The 19821-nt window shown below is 64.4% G+C and carries 15 protein-coding genes; 7 read left to right on the forward strand and 8 right to left on the reverse strand.

Translation table 11 applies throughout. The features are described 5' to 3' along the window. Positions 1-172: 172 nt before the first annotated feature. The gene (gene uvrB, locus RND64_RS12610; protein ID WP_049698144.1) at positions 173-2335 is read right to left on the reverse strand and encodes an excinuclease ABC subunit UvrB; all 2163 of its coding nucleotides are present in this window, start codon (positions 2333-2335) and stop codon (positions 173-175) included. A 79-nt stretch (positions 2336-2414) separates the two neighbouring features. On the opposite strand from uvrB, the gene RND64_RS12615 reads away from it, so the two are divergent. Further along, entirely contained in the window at positions 2415-2936 is a 522-nt protein-coding gene (locus RND64_RS12615; RefSeq protein ID WP_049698552.1) for a DUF402 domain-containing protein, read from the forward strand. A gap of 5 nt (positions 2937-2941) precedes the next feature. Here the strand turns inward: RND64_RS12615 and coaE are convergent, their stop codons facing one another. Both coaE and rpsA read right to left on the reverse strand, forming a co-directional pair. After that, on the reverse strand, positions 2942-4135 hold the full coding sequence (gene coaE / locus RND64_RS12620) for a dephospho-CoA kinase (protein WP_049698145.1): 1194 nt from the start codon (positions 4133-4135) through the stop codon (positions 2942-2944). Between the two features lie 156 nt (positions 4136-4291). Further along, complete coding sequence (rpsA, locus tag RND64_RS12625; RefSeq protein ID WP_049698146.1) at positions 4292-5761, reverse strand: 30S ribosomal protein S1; 1470 nt, start codon at positions 5759-5761, stop codon at positions 4292-4294. 290 nt (positions 5762-6051) lie between these two features. On the opposite strand from rpsA, the gene RND64_RS12630 reads away from it, so the two are divergent. Both RND64_RS12630 and RND64_RS12635 read left to right on the forward strand, forming a co-directional pair. Continuing rightward, on the forward strand, positions 6052-6654 hold the full coding sequence (locus tag RND64_RS12630; protein ID WP_049698147.1) for a 2'-5' RNA ligase family protein: 603 nt from the start codon (positions 6052-6054) through the stop codon (positions 6652-6654). 70 nt (positions 6655-6724) lie between these two features. After that, on the forward strand, positions 6725-7555 hold the full coding sequence (locus tag RND64_RS12635) for a class I SAM-dependent methyltransferase (RefSeq protein ID WP_200903232.1): 831 nt from the start codon (positions 6725-6727) through the stop codon (positions 7553-7555). A gap of 30 nt (positions 7556-7585) precedes the next feature. Here the strand turns inward: RND64_RS12635 and RND64_RS12640 are convergent, their stop codons facing one another. From RND64_RS12640 to RND64_RS12650, 3 genes are read right to left on the reverse strand one after another with little or no spacing between them, the layout of a single operon-like run. Further along, positions 7586-8371, reverse strand: coding sequence for an amino acid ABC transporter ATP-binding protein (locus RND64_RS12640; RefSeq protein ID WP_276525305.1), 786 nt, complete (start codon positions 8369-8371; stop codon positions 7586-7588). Continuing rightward, positions 8368-9330: an amino acid ABC transporter permease gene (locus tag RND64_RS12645; RefSeq protein WP_049698149.1), complete on the reverse strand. Its 963-nt coding sequence runs from the start codon at positions 9328-9330 to the stop codon at positions 8368-8370. Before RND64_RS12645 ends, RND64_RS12640 begins: the two co-directional genes overlap by 4 nt. A 3-nt stretch (positions 9331-9333) precedes the next feature. Next, positions 9334-10269 (reverse strand): ABC transporter substrate-binding protein, encoded by a 936-nt coding sequence (locus tag RND64_RS12650; RefSeq protein WP_197494437.1) that lies wholly within the window; start codon positions 10267-10269, stop codon positions 9334-9336. A 319-nt stretch (positions 10270-10588) separates the two neighbouring features. Between RND64_RS12650 and RND64_RS12655 the strand changes: the two genes are divergently transcribed. Next, positions 10589-11860, forward strand: coding sequence for a lipase family protein (locus RND64_RS12655; protein ID WP_053117407.1), 1272 nt, complete (start codon positions 10589-10591; stop codon positions 11858-11860). On the opposite strand, the gene RND64_RS12660 is transcribed toward RND64_RS12655, so the two are convergent. Beyond that, the gene (locus RND64_RS12660; RefSeq protein ID WP_049698151.1) at positions 11861-12961 is read right to left on the reverse strand and encodes an isocitrate/isopropylmalate dehydrogenase family protein; all 1101 of its coding nucleotides are present in this window, start codon (positions 12959-12961) and stop codon (positions 11861-11863) included. A 154-nt stretch (positions 12962-13115) separates the two neighbouring features. Between RND64_RS12660 and RND64_RS12665 the strand changes: the two genes are divergently transcribed. The 3 genes from RND64_RS12665 to RND64_RS12675 all read left to right on the forward strand — a co-directional run bounded on the left by RND64_RS12665 (position 13116) and on the right by RND64_RS12675 (position 16969). Then, a complete protein-coding gene (locus RND64_RS12665) occupies positions 13116-14615 on the forward strand; it encodes an APC family permease (protein WP_049698152.1) in 1500 nt (499 codons plus the stop codon). A 54-nt stretch (positions 14616-14669) separates the two neighbouring features. Then, the gene (locus RND64_RS12670) at positions 14670-16283 is read left to right on the forward strand and encodes an amidohydrolase (protein WP_049698153.1); all 1614 of its coding nucleotides are present in this window, start codon (positions 14670-14672) and stop codon (positions 16281-16283) included. Between the two features lie 62 nt (positions 16284-16345). Continuing rightward, on the forward strand, positions 16346-16969 hold the full coding sequence (locus RND64_RS12675) for a TetR/AcrR family transcriptional regulator (RefSeq protein WP_049698154.1): 624 nt from the start codon (positions 16346-16348) through the stop codon (positions 16967-16969). 10 nt (positions 16970-16979) lie between these two features. Here RND64_RS12675 and polA read toward each other — a convergent pair whose 3' ends face one another. Further along, positions 16980-19793: a DNA polymerase I gene (gene polA / locus RND64_RS12680; protein WP_049698155.1), complete on the reverse strand. Its 2814-nt coding sequence runs from the start codon at positions 19791-19793 to the stop codon at positions 16980-16982. Positions 19794-19821: the final 28 nt, after the last annotated feature.

The following is a 19821-nucleotide window of genomic DNA, read 5'->3' on the forward strand; positions in this document are numbered from 1 at the left end:
CCTGACCTCCACACATGTCTGATTCCGCACATTCGCGGACTTCATCGATCACGACAACTTTAGAGTCACCTGAATCGGCAGGATAGTGTGCCACGCAACATTTGTCCGATGATCACGGCGATCGCTACACCGCGCACCCGAGTGGGACGAACGTCCCAATGGGGAGTGCCAACTACTTGATTCCGGCGGCATCCATGCCGCGCAGCTCTTTCTTCAGATCTGCGATCTCGTCGCGCAGCCTTCCGGCGAGTTCGAACTGCAGATCGCGAGCCGCGCTCATCATCTGCTCCGTGAGTTGCGCGACGAGATCGGCGAGCTCGGCTCGTGGCATCGATCCCACATCTCGCTTCTCGACGACCCCCGCGGAGCCGCCCTTCGCCTTCGAGACTTCTCCCTGCGCTCGCCGTCCACGGCTGGCGTTGCGGCCGGAGCCACCGACGTCGACTGCCGAATCCTCCGCTTCGCGGTACACCTGATCGAGGATGTCGGCGATCTTCTTGCGCAGTGGTTTCGGGTCGATGCCGTGTTCTTTGTTGTAGGCCACCTGCTTCTCACGACGACGCTCGGTCTCTTCGATCGCGTTGCGCATCGACTCGGTAACCGTGTCGGCGTACATGTGCACCTCACCCGAGACGTTACGGGCAGCACGCCCGACAGTCTGGATCAGCGATGTCGTCGACCGCAGGAATCCCTCCTTGTCGGCGTCGAGGATCGCGACGAGCGACACCTCGGGAAGGTCGAGTCCCTCGCGCAGCAGGTTGATACCGACCAGCACGTCGTATTCACCCGATCGGAGCTGCCGCAGCAACTCGACCCTTCGTAGCGTGTCGACCTCGGAATGCAGGTAGCGCACACGGATACCGAGTTCGAGAAGGTAGTCGGTGAGATCTTCTGCCATCTTCTTGGTCAATGTCGTCACCAGCACGCGTTCGTCGCGCTCTGTGCGATCACGGATCTCGTGAACCAGGTCGTCGATCTGCCCCTTGGTCGGCTTCACCACGATCTGCGGATCGACCAGCCCGGTCGGGCGGATCACCTGCTCGACGAACTCTCCGTTGGACTGGCCGAGTTCGTACGCGCCCGGCGTCGCGGACAAATAGACCGTCTGCCCGATACGACCGACGAACTCGTCCCAGGTAAGCGGACGGTTGTCGACCGCGGAGGGTAGCCGGAACCCGAAGTCGACCAGATTGCGCTTGCGCGACATGTCGCCCTCGTACATGCCGCCGATCTGCGGGACCGTCACATGCGACTCGTCGATCACGAGGAGGAAGTCGTCGGGGAAATAGTCGATCAGCGTTGCGGGGGCGCTGCCCGCCGGTCTGCCGTCGATGTGGCGCGAGTAGTTCTCGATGCCCGAGCAGAACCCGACCTGCCTCATCATTTCGAGGTCGTAGCTGGTGCGCATGCGCAGGCGCTGCGCCTCGAGGAGTTTGCCCTTGCCCTCGAGGTCGGCGAGGCGCGCCTCGAGCTCTTCCTCGATGCTCGTCATCGCCTTCTCCATGCGCTCAGGTCCCGCGACATAGTGCGTCGCGGGGAAGATGCGCAGCGTGTCGACCTGTCTGACCACATCACCGGTCAGTGGGTGCAGGTAGTAGAGCGCCTCGACCTCGTCACCGAAGAACTCGATCCGCACCGCCAACTCTTCGTACGACGGGATGATCTCGACGGTGTCGCCGCGGACACGGAAGCTTCCGCGGGTAAACGACATGTCGTTACGTGTGTACTGCACGTCGACCAGCAACCGAAGCAGTGCGTCGCGGTCGATCTCGTCGCCGACCTCCACCTCGACCGAACGGTCGAGGTAGGACTGCGGCGTGCCGAGGCCGTAGATGCACGACACCGATGCCACGACCACAACGTCGCGTCGTGACAGCAGACTCGACGTCGCGGAGTGCCGCAGGCGTTCGACGTCGTCGTTGATCGACGAGTCCTTTTCGATGTACGTGTCGGTCTGGGCGATGTACGCCTCGGGTTGGTAGTAGTCGTAGTACGAGACGAAGTACTCGACAGCGTTGTGCGGCAACATTTCTCGAAGTTCGTTGGCGAGCTGCGCAGCAAGTGTCTTGTTCGGTGCCATCACGAGCGTCGGGCGCTGGACCCGCTCGATCAACCACGCGGTGGTCGCGGATTTACCGGTGCCGGTGGCGCCGAGTAGGACGATGTCGCGCTCCCCCGCCCCGATACGACGTTCGAGGTCGTCGATGGCTTTGGGCTGGTCACCTGCGGGCTCATACTCGCTGACCACCTCGAACCGACCCTCGGTACGTTCGACGGCACCGACGGGACGGTGCTCGGAGTGCGCGAGAATCGGGTGTTCGGTAGCAAAAGCCATAGTGCCAGGGTAAACGCGACCTATGACAAATCTGTTCCGGATTCACGCACACCCCGTGACCTGCGGTTAAGGTGTGACGATGTCCGATCTGCACCCGCCGAAGCGGGAGATCTTCGACGTTCCTGCAATGACCAATACGGACAACAAGGGGTTCGTCCGACCGGTGGACCGATACGAGGAGACAGCGTTCGGTCTCTACATGTCGCGCACTGCCGATCACCCCAGATTCAGTCACCTCGAGTCCTGGCTGCTTCCCGCACTCGGACTTCGCGCGAACATCTTCCACTTCGTCGATGGGCATCGGACTGGGCAGCGCCTCTACCTCGACATAGGACGCTTCCACGGTCCCGACGACGATGGCCGCTGGCACGCCGCGGACTGGTACCTCGACCTCGTCGATGTTCCCGGTCGCCCACTCGAACTCATCGACGTCGACGAATTGTTCGACGCACACGCAGCGAGCCTGTTGTCGACCGCCGAGTGCGAGGAGGCCGTCCACATCGCACGGCGGGCACTGGTGGGTGCGGCCGAACATGACCACGACATCCAGAAGTGGCTCGACACCGCGAGCGGCGGCCGCGTGTCGTGGCTCGACGACTGACGTCGCTACGTCTCCCGACGACCGGCACGCCAGGCGGCGACTCGCGCATATGCCCGATCGAACCAGGGTTCCTTCGCCGCGACGTACGCGTCGCGGTCGCCGTCTGCAGCGGCCATTGCGGCCAGCTTGATCTCGGCATACTCGTCACGTGCTGCGGCGTCTGACCTCAACCAATCGCGGAACTCGACGGCGAACCGACCGCCCGGTGATCCCTGCGCCCGCACATGCACATTGACCGACCGCCCGGGATCGGCCGAACCGTGGAACCTCTTGCCCCAGAGGCCGTCATCGACCGAGCCGGTCTCCGGATCCGGCTTCGGCCGGTCGCTCGTGGTCTCTGGATTACGCGGGAACCCGCCGTCGGCCAGCACGTCGGCCAGAGCATCCGCGACGTCGAGGTCGGCGACGGTGATCTGGATGTCAATCGTCGGCTTCGCGATCAGCCCCGGCACCGCCGTCGACCCGATGTGATCGATCGCCGACGCTTTGTCGCCGACGATCGCCCACAGTCGATTGACCAGTCGCGCACCTATGGCCGCCCATGCCGGCTCGGGATCGGCCAGTGCCAACGGGCCGGGGACGATCGTCCGGGAGCGCACATTCTCCTCGTATGGCACCAACCGCTCGTCCCAGAGTTGTGCGGCAGCGTCCGCGAGATCGTCTGGTGTGCCCGAGTTGTCGAGCCAGACGTCGGCGACGGCCCGTCGCTGTTCGTCGGTGGCCTGGGCGCGGATTCGGGCGCGTGCGTCGTCCTCGGGCATGCCGCGCAACTCGGTCAACCGTTGGACGCGCAGCTCCTCGTCTGCCCCCACGATCACGACGAGATGGAAGAACGGAGCCATGTTGCCCTCGACGAGCAGCGGGATATCCTGCACCACAATGGCATTCGACGGCGCCTCGGCGAGCAGTTCCTGCGTACGCGCACCGACCAGCGGGTGCGTGATCGAGTTCAGCTTCTGTCGACTCTCGTCATCGACGAACGCCTTGGCTGCCAGTGCTGGCCGATCAAGCGTCCCGTCAGCGGCCAGGATGTCGTCGCCGAAAGCCTCGACCAACTGCGTCAGGCCGGGCGTTCCGGGTTCGACGACCTCGCGGGCGATCTTGTCGGCGTCGATGTGATATCCACCCCGCTCCACGAAGGTCTTGGCCACGGTCGATTTGCCGGCTCCGATGCCGCCGGAGAGCCCTACACGGATCACGAGGTCCAGTGTGGCAAACGGCCGGCCGATCGGGTGATCCGACCGGCGATCTCAGCGGGCCGGGAGCGCAGCGCGAATCTCACACACACAAAGACAAGAGCGCCTTCCGGACGAATCCGGAAGGCGCTCTTGGCGTTTACGTGCGAGACGCAACTATCAGGCGTTGCCCGACAGCTTCTCGCGCAGTGCGGCGAGCTGCTCGTCGCTGGCAAGCGAGCCGCCCGACGATGCGGGAGCGCTGCTCGACGAAGCGCTGCGGCTCTCCGACGATGCCGACGAGTAGTCCTGCGGGGCCTTCTCGGCCTCGGCTGCGGCAGCAGCGAACTTCTCGATCTGCGCGGTGTGCATCTTGTGGCGACGCTCGGCCTCGGCGTAGCGGTTCTCCCACTCTTCACGCTGCTTCTCGTAACCGTCGAGCCATTCGTTGGTCTCGGCGTCGAAGCCCTCGGGGAAAATGTAGTTGCCCTGCTCGTCGTAGCTGTCGGCCATGCCGTACTTCGAGGGGTCGAACTCCTCGGTGTAGTCCTCGTTGGCCTGCTTGAGGCTCAGCGAGATACGACGACGCTCGAGGTCGATGTCGATGACCTTGACCATCGCGTCGTCGCCGACGGCGACAACCTGGTCCGGGACCTCGACGTGGCGCTCGGCCAGCTCGGAGATGTGGACGAGGCCCTCGATGCCGTCGTCGACGCGGACGAACGCACCGAACGGAACCAGCTTGGTGACCTTGCCCGGCACGATCTGACCGATCGCGTGGGTGCGGGCGAACTGACGCCACGGGTCTTCCTGAGTTGCCTTGAGCGACAACGACACACGCTCGCGGTCGAGATCGACGTCGAGAACCTCGACGGTGACCTCGTCACCAACGGTGACGACCTCGGACGGATGATCGATGTGCTTCCAGGAGAGCTCGGAAACGTGGACCAGACCGTCGACGCCGCCGAGATCGACGAACGCACCGAAGTTGACGATCGAGGACACGACGCCCTTACGGACCTGGCCCTTCTGGAGCTGGTGCAGGAACTCGCTGCGGACCTCGGACTGGGTCTGCTCGAGCCATGCACGACGCGACAGCACCACGTTGTTGCGGTTCTTGTCGAGCTCGATGATCTTGGCTTCGATCTCCTTGCCGATGTACGGCTGCAGATCGCGCACACGACGCATCTCCACAAGCGATGCCGGGAGGAAGCCGCGCAGGCCGATGTCCAGGATCAGGCCGCCCTTGACGACCTCGATGACGGTGCCCTTGACGGCCTCGTCCTTTTCCTTGAGCTCCTCGATGGTGCCCCAGGCACGCTCGTACTGCGCGCGCTTCTTGGACAGGATGAGGCGGCCTTCTTTGTCCTCCTTGGTGAGAACCAGGGCCTCGACCTCGTCACCGACGTTGACGACCTCAGAGGGGTCGACGTCGTGCTTGATCGACAGTTCGCGAGAAGGGATCACGCCTTCGGTCTTGTAACCGATGTCGAGCAGAACCTCGTCACGATCGACCTTGACGATGGTCCCTTCGACGATGTCGCCATCGTTGAAGTACTTGATCGTGGAGTCGATGGCTGCGAGGAAGTCCTCAGCCGAGCCGATATCGTTGACGGCTACTTGCGGCGAGGTGATCGTGGGGGACGACATATGTTGAGTTGCTCCGGACAGGTATGTAGTAGGTACAGTTCACATTGTTTGAACAGCGATGTCAGGCGACGCGCGGCTCGATCACAGTGCCACCGAGCTGCGTCCTCCCAGGTCATCACACGAGGGTGACGTCCAGGTGACGACAAGCTGAACTGCGCGAAAGATGCCTCCACGCGCTTTGTCTACCTTACTCTAGCGGCGTTGTGCTGGGCAAATACCACTTCTGAGCGCATCCCGCCACCGTGCAAATGACACGGGCCGGGACACCACGACAGGCGAGGGGTGCAACGTTGGCGCATTCGGTGGAATTCCTCTTCGACGACGAGTCAGAGGTTCGCCTGCGCATGTTCTGGGAAGCCCTCGCGGCGTCTCACCTGCCCAACGCAGGCACGAACCCCTCGCCCACCAACCGCCCGCACGTCACGGCCGCCGCGACTCGACGGATCGACCCGGCCGCCGACCGGGCAGTACGCCAGTGCACCGCAGCACTTCCGATCCCGGTGACCATCGGCGCGCCATTGATCTTCGGCCGTGGCGACCGCCTCGTCGTCGCACTGCTGGTGGTGCCGACCGCCCGCTTGCTGACCGCCCACCTGCAGCTGGTCGAGGCGCTGTCCGGACATGCGTTCACCGCCGACGACGAGCCGGGCGTCTTCTCCCACTCACTCCCGGGCTCCTGGACCCCACACGTCACGATGGCACGCCGTGTGCACTCCGACGTCCTCGCCGACGTCGTGGCCGCGCTCGATCTGCCCCCTCGCGGCATTCGCGCCGGTGCTACCGAAGATGGAGGCATTCGCGCGACCATCACCGCGATCCGACGCTGGGACGGCGACAGTCGAACAGATGTCGTCTTCGATGAGTATCCCGACGGTTCGGGTTCGGCCTCATGACTCCCGGCCGGTCGATGGCTGCGCCGGCTTGAACGCCGATGGCTCCGCCATCTCTAAACTCAGTCAGGTGATCGGCGACGACGAGACTCCCCACGCGCCGCGACTGCTCGGCCGTATCGATTCGTCGACGAGCGATGCCGCGAGCCGCGCCTGGTGGGATGCAGAGGCGCAGGACTATCACCGCGAACACGGCGGTTTCCTCGGCTCCGACACGCGTGGCGGCGAGTTCGTGTGGGGACCAGAACGATTGCGAGAGGCCGACGTTCACCTGCTCGGCGACGTCGCCGGCCGCGACATTCTCGAGATCGGGTGCGGTTCCGCGCCGTGTTCACGGTGGCTCGTCGCCCGAGGTGCCCGCGCCGTCGGACTCGATCTGTCGCAGAAGATGCTCGCGCACGGGCTCGCCACCATGAAGCGATTCGACGAACCGCCCGTACCGCTCGTTCAGGCGACCGCGGAGTCGCTGCCCTTTGCCGACGAGAGCTTCGACATCGCGTTCTCGTCGTTTGGCGCAGTGCCTTTCGTCGCCGAACCCGCCCGGGTGATGGCCGAGTCCGCACGCGTCCTGCGGCCGGGCGGCCGCTGGGTCTTCTCGGTGAATCACCCCATGCGCTGGATGTTTCCCGACGATCCAGGCCCTGCGGGGCTGACCGTCACCATGCCGTACTTCAGCAGAACGCCCTATTCCGAGGTCGACGCCGACGGCACGGTGACCTACGTAGAGCATCACCGCACCATCGGCGATCGAGTCCGCGACATCCGCGCTGCCGGACTGATCCTCGACGACATCGTCGAGCCGGAATGGCCGGACGACCTCGAGAACGAGTGGGGTCAGTGGAGTCCGCTTCGGGGACAGTACTTTCCGGGCACCGCGGTGTTCTGCTGCGTTAAACCCCGCTGATCCCAGCAGAATTCACGACAGCGGAATCGATCACAACAGCTTCGACAGAAAGGTCTTGGTCCGCTCGTGCTGCGGATTGGCCAGCACCTCTCGTGGATCGCCCTGTTCGACGACGACGCCACCGTCCATGAACACCAGTTGGTCTGCCACCTCGCGGGCGAAACCCATCTCGTGGGTGACCACGAGCATGGTCATTCCACTTGCTGCGAGTTCGCGCATGACGCCCAGCACGTCACCGACCAGTTCGGGATCAAGCGCCGACGTCGGCTCGTCGAAGAGCATCAGTTTCGGCTCCATGGCCAGTGCTCTGGCGATGGCGACGCGCTGCTGCTGTCCGCCGGAGAGTTGCGACGGATACGACTGCGCCTTGTCGGCGAGTCCGACGCGCTCCAGCAGGTATTCGGCGCGAGAAGTGGCCTCGGCCTTGTTCTTTCGTTTGACCTGAGTCGGCGCCTCGATCACGTTCTCGATTACCGTCCGGTGAGGGAACAGGTTGAAGTGCTGGAACACCATGCCGATGTCACGACGCTGCTTGGCCGCGTCCTTCGGACTCATCTCGTAGAGCTTGCCACCGCGTTCGCGATAGCCGATGAGATCGCCGTCGACGTACAGCCGTCCCGCGTTGACCTCCTCGAGATGGTTGACGCAACGCAGGAATGTCGACTTGCCAGAGCCCGACGGACCGATGATGCACAGGACCTCGCCGCGCTCGACCTCCAACGAAATGCCTTTGAGCACCTGCGTCGTACCGAAGCTCTTACACACCCGGTCGGCCAGCACCATCGGTGTCGCTGAAGCTACTTCTAAAGCCGTCATACCTGACCACCTCCCCCGTGTGGCGCACCTTTCGATTGCGTTAACGTGCTTTGCGCCTTGCGCTGCTTGTTGGTCAACTCGCGACTCGCACCCCTCGCGTAGTACCGCTCCAGGTAGTACTGCCCGACCATCAGGATGCTCGTGACCACGAGGTACCAGGTCGACGCGACCATCAGCAGCGGGATCGGCTGGAAGATCACGCCCGAGATGTCACGAGCACGACCGTACAGTTCGAGGCTGAACGGCACCGCCGCCACGAGGCTCGTGGTCTTGAGCATGCTGATGACTTCGTTGCCCGTCGGCGGGATGATCACGCGCATCGCCTGCGGGAGCACCGTTCTGCGCATGGTCTGCGACCACGTCATACCCAGCGCCACCGACGCCTCGGTCTGCCCCTCTCCCACCGACGACACACCCGCACGCACGATCTCCGCCATGTAGGCGGCCTCGTTGAGGGCCAGGCCGATGACCGCGAACAGAAAAGCAGCATTCAGCGACTGGATGTCGAAGTGCGCGAACTGAACTGTGAACGGTATACCGAGGTCGATGCGCTTGTAGATCGAGGGGAACAGACCCCAGAACACGAGCTGGACGTACACCGGCGTACCGCGGAACACCCATAGATAGACCCACGACGTCGAACGGAGTACCGGATTCGGCGACAGTCGCATGATCGCCAACACGACGCCCAGCACGATCGCGATCACCATCGACAGGACCGTCAGCGCGAGTGTGTACCCGACACCCGACATGATGCGGGTGTCGAACAGGTACTTGGCGTAGGTGTCCCACGCGTAAGCCTTGTTGGTGGCCGCGCCGTAGACGAACAGGGCGACAAGGATGAGCACGATCGCCGCGGCGATCCACTGACCGGGATGTTTGAGCGGTACGGCCTTGATCGGGGTCGGCTCCGCTTTCGCGGAGTCGACCCCGACTCGGCCGTCAGACGGCGTCGACACGGATCAGCTGACCGCGCCGTTGATCACAGATTTCTGGATCGCGCCTGCTTCGACGCCCCAGTTCTCGGCGATCTGCTTGTACTGACCGTTGTCGATGAGGTGCTGAACAGCCTGCTGCAGCGCCTGGGTCAACGACGACCCCTTCTGCACCGGGTAGCCGTAGGGTGCCGAGTCGAATACTCCGCCTGCGGCCTCGAGCTTGCCGTCCGAGCGCTTGATCGCGTAGGCGGTCACGGGCGAATCCGCCGACATCGCATCCACCTTGCCGAGCACGAGAGCGTTGGTCGCTTCGTCCTGGCTGTCGAACTTGACCTTCTCGATGGCAGGCTTACCCGCGTCGGTGCACGCCTTGCTCTTGGCAGGAACCTCGTCGGTGTCCTCGACGGTGGTCGACTGCACCGCGACTCGCTTGCCGCAGGCGTTGTTCGGGTCAATGTTGCCGCCCGCCTGCTGCGCCCACTGCACACCGGCGTTGTAGTAGGTGACGAAGTCGACCTGCTGCTCGCGCTCCTTGCTGTCGGTGAACGACGACATGCCCACGTTGTAGGTGCCCTGCTGGATTGCCGGGATGATCTTGTCGAAGTCGGCTTCCTTGTACTCCGGCTTGAGACCGAGCACTGCGGCGACCGCGTTCATCAGATCCACGTCGTATCCGACGATCTTGCCGGAGGGATCCTTGAACTCGTTGGGGGAATAGGGAACGTTGACACCGACGATGAGCTGGCCTGACTGCCGAATCGGTTCAGGCACAAGCGCGGCGATGGAATCGACCTTGGTCGCCTCGACGGCCTTCGACGAGCTGGCCGCGCCGCCGGCCGACCCCTCGTCGGACTCGTTGTTCGTACATCCGGCGAGTACCAAAGCCAGCACTGCCACCAGTGCGGCGAACAGGCCACCGAATCGCCATGATCGCGCACGTGTCGATCGCTGAAGTCGCATCGAAATCCTTCCCCCGGCACCCCTGTGGGCGCCTCGAGACCACACACCGACACACCGTCGGCACTTCGAAGTAACTTACTGGCTCAGCGTTGAATCCACCCGGTAGTTACGCAGGATTAACTGCGCTCGGCTCGAGGACGCATCCGAGTACCGGTACTGCCGGGCGCTTAGGTCAGACCGGCCCGAGTCGCACGGTCGGGCATGAACACAACGTGTCCGATCAATAAACTTCTCCACGCGAACATTGTCGAAAAAGCGTGAATTGATGGATACACGTTAAATGTTGCGGCGAATCATTAATCGCATTACCATTCCGACCGTGAAACGCCTTCCTCGGCCATTCTGGGTCGCTTTGTCTGGATTTGTGGCGGCCCTGTTGGCTGCGACGCTCACCGGTTTCCTCGTCCCCGGCACAGCTTCCGCGAGTCCGTTGAAGCCGCCGTCGCAAGATCCCTTCTACGGGACTCAACGCGATCTCACTCACGTCGCCCCCGGCGCACCGCTGAAGACCCGCGTCGTCCAGCTTTCGTACGGCGACAAGCGGTTTCCGGCAGTTGCGACGCAGATCCTGTTCCGCACAACCGATCAGTTCGGCAAGCCGACGGCAGCGGTCACCTCCATCATCGAACCGCCGACATCCGGGCCGCGAAAGCTGATCTCGTATCACTCCCCCTATGACGCGCTCGGGTCCCAATGCGATCCCTCATACGCCCTCCGCGGCGGCAACACTGGCCGCGGACCGGAATTCGACGACATCATCATCGGTTCATTTCTCGCCCAGGGATACACCGTCGTAGTCCCCGACTACGAGGGCCTGAAGATGCGTTGGACGATGGGACGCGAATCCGCACAAACCGCTCTCGACAGCATTCGTACCGCTGAGCGACACCTACGCCTGCCCTCGTCGACGCCGGTCGGACTCTTCGGCTACTCGGGCGGATCGGTGCCCACCGGCTTCGGTGCCGACCTCGCCCCGACCTACGCTCCCGAACTCCGTATCGTCGGCGCGGCCGCGGGTGGAGTCCTGGTCCAGCCGTCGCACAACCTGCCCTATGTCAACGGCAGCAAGCAGTGGGCCGGCGTGATACCCGCGCTCATGAACGTCTACAACGCGACCTTCGACCTCAACATCGGCCAGTACCTGTCCCCCAAGGGCACCCAAACACTCGCGGAGACCCAGGGGCAGTGCCTGATCAACTTCGCGACCAAATATCCAGGACTGACCGACACACAATTGCTGCTACCGCAGTATCCGGGACTGTTGACCGTCCCCGGGATCCCGCAAGCCTTCAACCAGAACATCATGGGTTGGGTCGGCAAGCCGAGGAATCCGATGTTCCTCGGTGTCGGCAACGTCGACGGAACCGGCGACGGGATCATGATCGACGGCGACGTGCAGGGATTGGCGACGAAGTACTGCCGCGAAGGAGTACCGACGCAGTACAAGACCTATCCCAAGCTCAGTCACTTCGATGCGTTCCTGCCCTGGGCACCCGACGCGGAGAAGTTCCTGGCCGACCGGTTCGCCGGGCGCCCCGCAACCTATTGCTCGGGAATTCCCACCGGCAACACGCTGGGACCCATCAGCTGATCAGGCTCCAGTAGCTGATTCGGTGCCGCGGTCGATCGCTTCGACGACCGCGGCACCGAACTCTGTCGTGGTCGCGGTACCGCCGAGATCGGCCGTGCGGATGCCGGCCGCCAGAGTGACGTCGATGGCGTCGTCGATTCTCGCAGCGCAGGCCGTCAGCGCAGCGTCGGCTCGCTGATCGCCCCACCATCGGAGCATCATCGCCGTCGAGGCGAGAATGCCGACAGGATCGGCGATTCCGCGTCCGGCGATGTCGGGCGCCGCACCGTGGCTGGCTTGCGCCATGGCCTTGGTCGACGAGCAGTTCACCGAACCGGCCATGCCCAGCGATCCCGCCAACTCACCGGCGAGATCGGAGAGGATGTCGCCGAAGAGGTTCTCGGTGACGAGCACGTCGAAGTCCGCCGGCCTGCGGACCAGCAGTGCCGCCATTGCGTCGACATGCTGCTCGTCGACGTCGACGTCGGGAAAGTCCACCGCCACTTCGCGACACGCGTCGCGGAAGAGTCCTGTCGTGAGTCGCAGGACGTTCGCCTTGTGCACGATGGTGACATGCCGTGAGCGTTGCCTGGCGAGCCGGAATGCCTCTCGAGCGATTCGACGACTCGCCTCTCGGGTGATCACTCCGACGGCGAGCGCAAGATCTGGTGTCGGCATGAACTCGCCACTGCCGACGGCCATGTTCCGGTCGGCGTAGAGCCCCTCGGAGTTCTCCCTCGCGATCACCACGTCGATGTCAGGTGCGGTTGCGGCTACGCCGCGATACGCCCGACACGGCCGGATATTCGCATACAGCCCGAATCGCTTACGGATCATCGCGCCAGGGGTCAGGGTGCCGCGGAACTGCTCGGGATAGCCGGCAGAGTCGTGCGGGCCGAGAATCCACACGTCGAGTTCGTCGAGACCCGCGAGCGTCGATTGCGGCGTCGGCGTGCCGTGCTCAGCTATGGCGCCACGACCGAGAGGCAAAGGGACCCAATCGAATTCGACGCCTTCTTGCGCGCCTGCAGCACTCGCCGCGCCGACGGCCACCGGCACGATCTCCGGCCCGATCCCGTCGCCGTCGAGTACACCGATCGATAGTCGAGTCTCCCTGCTCATTTCGCAAATATTGCCAGAACGCTTGACAACTCCGGCGAGCCACCTCAGCATAGCTAGAAACCGAATATCATTCGGTTTGGCTTTCAACGCCGCAGGCCAGCCGCCATTCTCTTCGACGACGCTCACGTAGGGCGTCGCTCTCGAAAGGCTCCTCATGAGCACTGCAGATCCATCCCGACTCGTCACCCCACCTGCCGCTGTCGATTCGCCACCACCCGCGGGAGTCGACCTCAAACAGGACGCGCTCGGTGCGCCGTCGATCGCGTTCATGGTGATCGCGGCAGCGGCCCCGCTGACCGTGATGGCTGGGGTCGCGCCATTGGCTCTCGCCATCGGCGGCGTCGGTGCGCCGGTCGCCTATCTCGCCGCCGGAATCAGCTTCGCCGTGTTCGCGGTGGCGTTCATGGCGATGACCAGGGCAACCGGCGGCAAAGGCGCTTTCTACTCCTACATCACGCTTGGCCTCGGACGGGTCACGGGACTCGCGTCGGGCTTCCTCGCAGTCGTCTCGTACAACGCACTCCAGATCGGCGTGTACGGACTCCTCGCCGTTCAGACGCACGACGCCATCTCGCGGGTGCTCGGCGTCGACATCCCCTGGCCAGTCCTCGCGCTCGTCGCGATCGCGATCGTGTGGTTCGTCGGACGTCGGGGAATCGACGTCGGCGCACGATTCCTCGGACTTCTGCTCGCCCTCGAAACCGGCATCCTGCTGGTGCTCGCCGTCGCGATCGTCGTCCAGGGCGGCGCCCACGGTATCGAGTTCTCCACCTTCACTCCCAACGCGATCTTCGCTCCCGGAATGGCAGGTGTACTGGCCTTCGCATTCGCGGCGTTCATGGGATTCGAGTCGACGGCCCTCTATCGCTCCGAGGCTCGCGACCCCGACCGCTCCATCCCCCGCGCCACGTACTGGGCAGTCGGATTCATGGCCGTCTTCTACTGCTTCATCGTCTGGGCGATCGTCCAGGCATTCGGCGCGGCTCAGGTGCAGCAGGCCGCGGGTGACGACGTCGCCGACCTCTTCTTCACCGCGATGACGACGTACGTGGGCACCTGGGCGACCGACGTGATGTCGCTGCTCATCGTCACGAGCGCACTGGCTTCGCAGATCGCGTTTCACAACGCCATCAACCGCTACACGTACGCACTCGCACGCGACGGCGCACTGCCACGCATCCTCGACCGCACCCATCCCGTGTACAAATCCCCTTCTCGCGCAGGCAATCTGCAGACCATCCTCGCCGCCGTCGTCATCGCAGCGTTCGGCCTGGCCGGTGCAGATCCCTACTATCAACTCCTCCTGGTCCTCAACACCCCGGGAATCGTGGGAATCATTGCGCTGCAGGTGATCACATCGCTGGCCGTGGTCGCATACTTCGTACGCAAGCGCTACGTCCGGGCCGAGCGGATAGGAATGATCGCGGGTGTGCTCAGCACGATCCTCCTCACCCTCGCATTGCTGGTACTCGTGGCGAACATCAAGTTGCTGACCAACATGGGAACCGCGGCGAACACGGCACTCGTCGGCAGCGTCGGGGTGGTGTTCCTCCTCGGAATCGTTGCGGCACTCTACTTCCGCGCACGGGTACCTCGCGTGTATGCCCGCATCGGTGGCCTCTACGACGACCCGCACGCCGCCACCGAACGCTGAATCTCCAACGCCGAATCCACAAGCCGACCACTACCTCCGAAACCAGGGACGACCATGACACACCGAGCCGACACCGTGATCCTCGCCGAGACCATCCACACGCTCACAGAGGAACAAGGCCACAGCGCTGTCGCCATCTCCGACGGGCGGATCTGCGCTCTCGGTGACGCGGATTCGCTGGCCACCTACATCTCTGCGTCGACTCAGATCGTCGACCTGGGTAGCGCGACCCTCACCCCCGGCCTCATCGACGGGCACATCCATCCTGTTCTCGGACTGGACATCTCGGCAGGCGTCGACCTCTCGGGCGTCGACAACCTCGATCAACTCGTCGAGACTCTGCGGACCGCCCGCGTCGTCGACGGCTGGGTGCGGGGTTGGGGCCTCGATCCCAACGCGTTCGGTGGCCGACCAGTCACGTCCGACGTGGTGGTGACGGCGTTGGGACCCGACCTGCCCGCCCTGCTCTACCTCTTCGACGGTCATTCAGCACTCGCCACCCCGGCGGCACTGCGCATCGCGGGCGTCGACGGCCCACGGGCATTCAGCGGCAACGCCGAAATCGTCTGCCAGGACGGCATTCCCACGGGTCACCTGCTGGAACTGGAGGCGGTCAGCGTCGTCTCCGCGGTCGTACCGCTCGAGTCGGCGCAGCAACGCCGACAACGCCTCACCGATCTGCTCGGCTCCATGGCTGCGGCCGGACTGACGTCAGCGAACGCCATGGACTTCGAGGGCGACAGCGGCGAGCTCGTCACCGCACTCGAAGCCGACATCGAACTTCCCATGCGGCTCCGTTTCGCTCCCTTCTGCATGCCCGGCACCGATAACGAGCAACTCGACCACATCGTCGAGCTGCAGCGTCGCGGTGGCAGGCGGTGGCGCGTCGACGGCGTCAAGTTCATGGTCGACGGAACCATCGACGGAGGTACCGCATGGCTCGATACTCCCGACTCTCACGGCGAATCAACCGCACCGCTGTGGCCGAACCCAGCGGAGTACCGACACGCGCTCCGCTACTTGGCCAAGCGGGGCGTCCCCACGGTGACTCATGCGATCGGCGACGCCGGAATCCGCTACGCCCTCGACAGTCTCGCTGACCTACCAGAACTCCCGTCGGGCGCACGGCATCGGATTGAACACATCGAGACGCTCCCCGACGACCTCGTCGACCGCTTCGCGCAGCAGGGGGTGGTGGCGAGCATGCAGCCGACCCACTGCACCCATTACACGCGCGCCGATCACTCCGACAACTGGTCGGAAAGACTCGGCACCGAACGCGCCGACCGCGCATTCCGCACACGCGACATCCGTGACGCGGGGGCGATCCTCGCGTTGGGCTCGGACTGGCCGATCGCCCCCTTCGACGCCCGGTCGATCATGGCCGACGCCCAACTCCGACGCCGTGCGGGACATGTCGACGATGCGCCGATCCTTCCCGGACAGGCACTCACCGCTCGCATGGCGCTCGAGGGCTACACCAGCCACGCCGCTCGCGCACAGGGCGCCCGCGACGCCGGAGCCATCGCGGTCGGCCACCGCGCCGATCTCACCGCGTTCGCCGTCGATCCGCTCCGGTGCCCGCCCGACGAGCTCGCCGACGCCCCGATCGTGCTGACCATGGTCGGAGGCGATGTGGTGCATCGCGCCGACCACGTGGACGCCTGAACCGCCAGAGCGTCGAGGCTGCGGCGAACATCAGGCATACGGCGAGTCACTAGGCTTACGGAATGCCTCGACCGCACACGCCGATCCTCGACCCGGACACCATTGCCCGAGCGGCACTCGATGCGCTCGACTCCGACGGCTCGTTCACCATGCCCGGCATTGCGAAGCGCCTCAATGTCGCGGTGTCGTCGCTGTATCACCACGTGGCGAGCCGCGAGCAACTCCTCGAGCTCATCCGCGGGGTGATCGCCGAGGAACTCTCGGTGGCGATCGTGTGGCCCGAGGACTGGCGCGAGGTGGTTCGGCAGTGGCTGATCGGATACCGCGCAGGCTTCGGCGCCCACCCCGAACTGGTACGCGCACTCACGGCGCAAACGGTCCGCGCACCCGAAGTGCTGCGCGGCTACGACCGATTGGCGCAGAAGCTCGTCGACGCCGGGTTCCCGATCGATCGGGTGTTGCACGTCATCACATTTCTCGACACCATCGCGCTCGGGTCGGCGCTCGACGTCGGCGCACCCGACGAGGTGTGGTCGGTCGACGGCGTCGCTGCTGACAGCGCCCTCGGGCGCGCATTGTCAGCGGCGCCAACGGGACGTGTGCGCGCTGATGAGGCGTTCGAGCTGACGGTCGACTTGGCCATCACCGGCCTCGAGAGCGAACTGGCCCGCGCATCCCGGACCTGAGCGACCCGCCTCAGTGCGCGGCGTCGTCCCACGAGCGACCGAAGCCGACCGAAACCTCCAGTGGCACAGACAGATCGATAGCGTTGCCCATCTCTTCACGAACCACCTTCTCGGCCTGTTCGCGTTCGCCCTCGGCGACCTCGACGACGAGTTCGTCGTGGACCTGGAGCAACATGCGGGAGGCAAGCTTCTCGGCGGCGAGGCGCTTGTGCACGTTGATCATGGCGACCTTGATGATGTCGGCGGCCGTGCCCTGGATCGGAGCGTTCAGCGCCATCCGCTCTGCCGCCTGGCGCCGTTGCCAATTGTCGCTGTTGAGGTCGGGCAGATAGCGGCGTCGACCGAAAAGCGTTGCGGTGTACTCGTTTCGGCGTGCCTCGACGACGACGTCATGGAGGTAGTCCCGCACTCCACCGAAGCGGTCGAAGTAGGCCTCCATCTGTTCCTTGGCTTCGTCGCGACTGATCCGCAGCTGCGCCGCGAGCCCGAACGCCGAGAGTCCGTACGCGAGGCCGTACGACATTGCCTTGACGCGGTGCCGCATCTCGGTGGTCACCGCGTCGATCGGCACTCCGAACGCTCGTGACCCGACGAAGTTGTGGAGATCTTCTCCGGTGTTGAACGCCTCGATGAGGCCTGCATCGCCGGAGAGGTGAGCCATGATGCGCATTTCGATCTGGCTGTAGTCAGCCGTCATGAGCGTCTCGTAGGGCTTGCCGGTCCCGCCGGGGCCGTTGTCGGAGCCGACAACGAATCCGTGACGGATCTCCCTGCCTGCCTCCGTACGGACCGGAATGTTCTGCAGGTTGGGTTCGGTCGACGACAGACGACCCGTCGCCGCGACGGTCTGGTTGAAGGTCGTGTGGATGCGGCCGTCGTCGGCCACAGACTTGAGCAGACCGTCGACGGTCACCTTGAGTCGCGTGGCATCGCGGTGTTCGAGAAGATACGCGAGGAACGGATGCTCGGTCTTCTCGTAGAGGGTCTGCAGCGCGTCGGCGTCGGTCGTGTATCCGGTCTTGGTCTTCTTGGTCTTGGGCATGTCCAACTTGTCGAACAGCACCGTCTGCAATTGCTTGGGAGAGCCGAGGTTGATCTGCTCGCCGATCACCTCGTAGGCGGCCTCCGCGGCCGTCCGGATGCGCTCGGAGAACGTTTCCTCGAGCTGCCCGAAGTGCTCGACGTCGACCGCGATGCCCGCGGCCTCGAGGTCGGCGAGCACGAACAGCAGGGGCAACTCCATCTCGGTGAGCAGCGGCTTGGAGTCGATGCGGTCCAGCTCGGTGTCGAGGGTGTCGGCGAGTTCGGCGACAGCTCGCGCTTCGAGCATCGCCTGCTCGGCGATCTTGCCCGCCCCGCCATCGTCGTCGAGGAGCGAGAGCTGACCGGAGTCGGCGCCATCGTCGGCTCGCAGTTCGCGTCGTAGGTAGCGCAGCGCGAGATCGTCGAGGTTGAAGGTTCGTTGGCCGGGCCGCACGAGGTACGCGGCGAGGGCGGTGTCGCTGGTGACGCCGGCGAGCGTCCACCCGCGCGACCGCAGCGCGTGGATGGCCCATTTCGTCTCGTGCAGCGCCTTCTCGACCGACGAATCGGCAAACCACTCGCCGAGCGCCTTCTCGTCGTCCGGTCCGAGCGCTGTGACGTCGACGTAGCCCGAGGAACCGTCGGCCGCGGCTATCGCGACACCGGTCACGTCAGCGCCGACGACCTGATGCGGCGCGGTGACCGTGAGGCCGCTGCGACCGGTACGAGCGTGCGCGTCGAGCCAGTCGCGAACCTCACCTTCGCCGAGGATCGACCCGTCGAGTTCAAACCCTGATTCCGCTTCCGGTTCGACGGAACTGAGCGTCGAGAACAGACGATCGCGCAGGACACGGAACTCAAGGTCGTCGAAGAGTTGGTGGATGCGGTCACGGTCCCAGCCGACCATCGCCAGCTCGTCGGGAGTCGCGGGCAACTGCATGTCGCGGACGAGCTCGGTGAGCTGGCGATTCGTCTGCACCGACGCCAAGTGCGCACGCAATGCGTCGCCGACCTTTCCCTTCACCTCGTCGACATGATCGATGAGTGAAGCGAGAGAACCGTACTCACGAATCCACTTCGACGCCGTCTTCTCCCCCACGCCCGGGATGCCGGGCAGGTTGTCGCTCGGGTCGCCGCGCAGCGCCGCGTAGTCGGGATACTGCGTGGGTGTGAGCCCGTACTTCTTCTCGACCTCTTCGGGTGTGAAGCGGGTCAGCTCCGACACGCCCTTGCGCGGGTACAACACCGTCACCGAGTCGTCGACAAGCTGCAGCGAGTCACGGTCGCCGGTGACGACGAGCACCTTGTAGCCCTGCGCTTCTGCCTGCGTGGCCAGTGTCGCGATGATGTCGTCGGCCTCGTAGCCCTCGATCGCCATGACGGGGATTCCGAGGGCGTCGAGAACCTCTTTGGTCAGATCGACCTGCCCGTTGAACTCGTCGGGCGACTTGGATCGTTGTGCCTTGTACTCGGGGAACATCTCCGAGCGGAAGGTCTTGCGCGAGACGTCGAACGCCGCTGCGACGTGTGTCGGTTCCTCGTCGCGGAGCAGGTTGATCAACATGGAGGTAAAGCCGTAGACCGCGTTGGTCGTCTGCCCGGCCGCAGTTTTGAAGTTCTCGGCGGGAAGTGCGAAGAAAGCCCGGTAGGCAAGAGAGTGCCCGTCGAGCAGCATCAACGTCGGCTGACGCTTATCCTTGCCACCCTTCTGACTCGATCGCGACGACGTCGACGGCGCGGCCTTGCCGGCAGCGGCTGTGCCGTCGGAACTCTTCACGGGTGCACTCTGCGCAGGACTCACACCGCTGAGTCTAGTGACGCCTCCCGAC

Origin of the sequence: Gordonia sp. w5E2, from assembly GCF_036540975.1 — a bacterium.
Taxonomy (GTDB): domain Bacteria; phylum Actinomycetota; class Actinomycetes; order Mycobacteriales; family Mycobacteriaceae; genus Gordonia; species Gordonia jacobaea.

Excerpts from the sequence above, each read along its gene's own strand:
- RND64_RS12615 (WP_049698552.1), top strand. The coding sequence starts at position 2,415 with ATGTCCGATCTGCACCCGCCGAAGCGGGAGATCTTCGACGTTCCTGCA.
- RND64_RS12650 (WP_197494437.1), bottom strand. The coding sequence starts at position 10,269 with ATGCGACTTCAGCGATCGACACGTGCGCGATCATGGCGATTCGGTGGC.
- uvrB (WP_049698144.1), bottom strand. The coding sequence starts at position 2,335 with ATGGCTTTTGCTACCGAACACCCGATTCTCGCGCACTCCGAGCACCGT.
- RND64_RS12640 (WP_276525305.1), bottom strand. The coding sequence starts at position 8,371 with ATGACGGCTTTAGAAGTAGCTTCAGCGACACCGATGGTGCTGGCCGAC.
- RND64_RS12665 (WP_049698152.1), top strand. The coding sequence starts at position 13,116 with ATGAGCACTGCAGATCCATCCCGACTCGTCACCCCACCTGCCGCTGTC.
- RND64_RS12670 (WP_049698153.1), top strand. The coding sequence starts at position 14,670 with ATGACACACCGAGCCGACACCGTGATCCTCGCCGAGACCATCCACACG.
- rpsA (WP_049698146.1), bottom strand. The coding sequence starts at position 5,761 with ATGTCGTCCCCCACGATCACCTCGCCGCAAGTAGCCGTCAACGATATC.
- RND64_RS12660 (WP_049698151.1), bottom strand. The coding sequence starts at position 12,961 with ATGAGCAGGGAGACTCGACTATCGATCGGTGTACTCGACGGCGACGGG.
- RND64_RS12675 (WP_049698154.1), top strand. The coding sequence starts at position 16,346 with ATGCCTCGACCGCACACGCCGATCCTCGACCCGGACACCATTGCCCGA.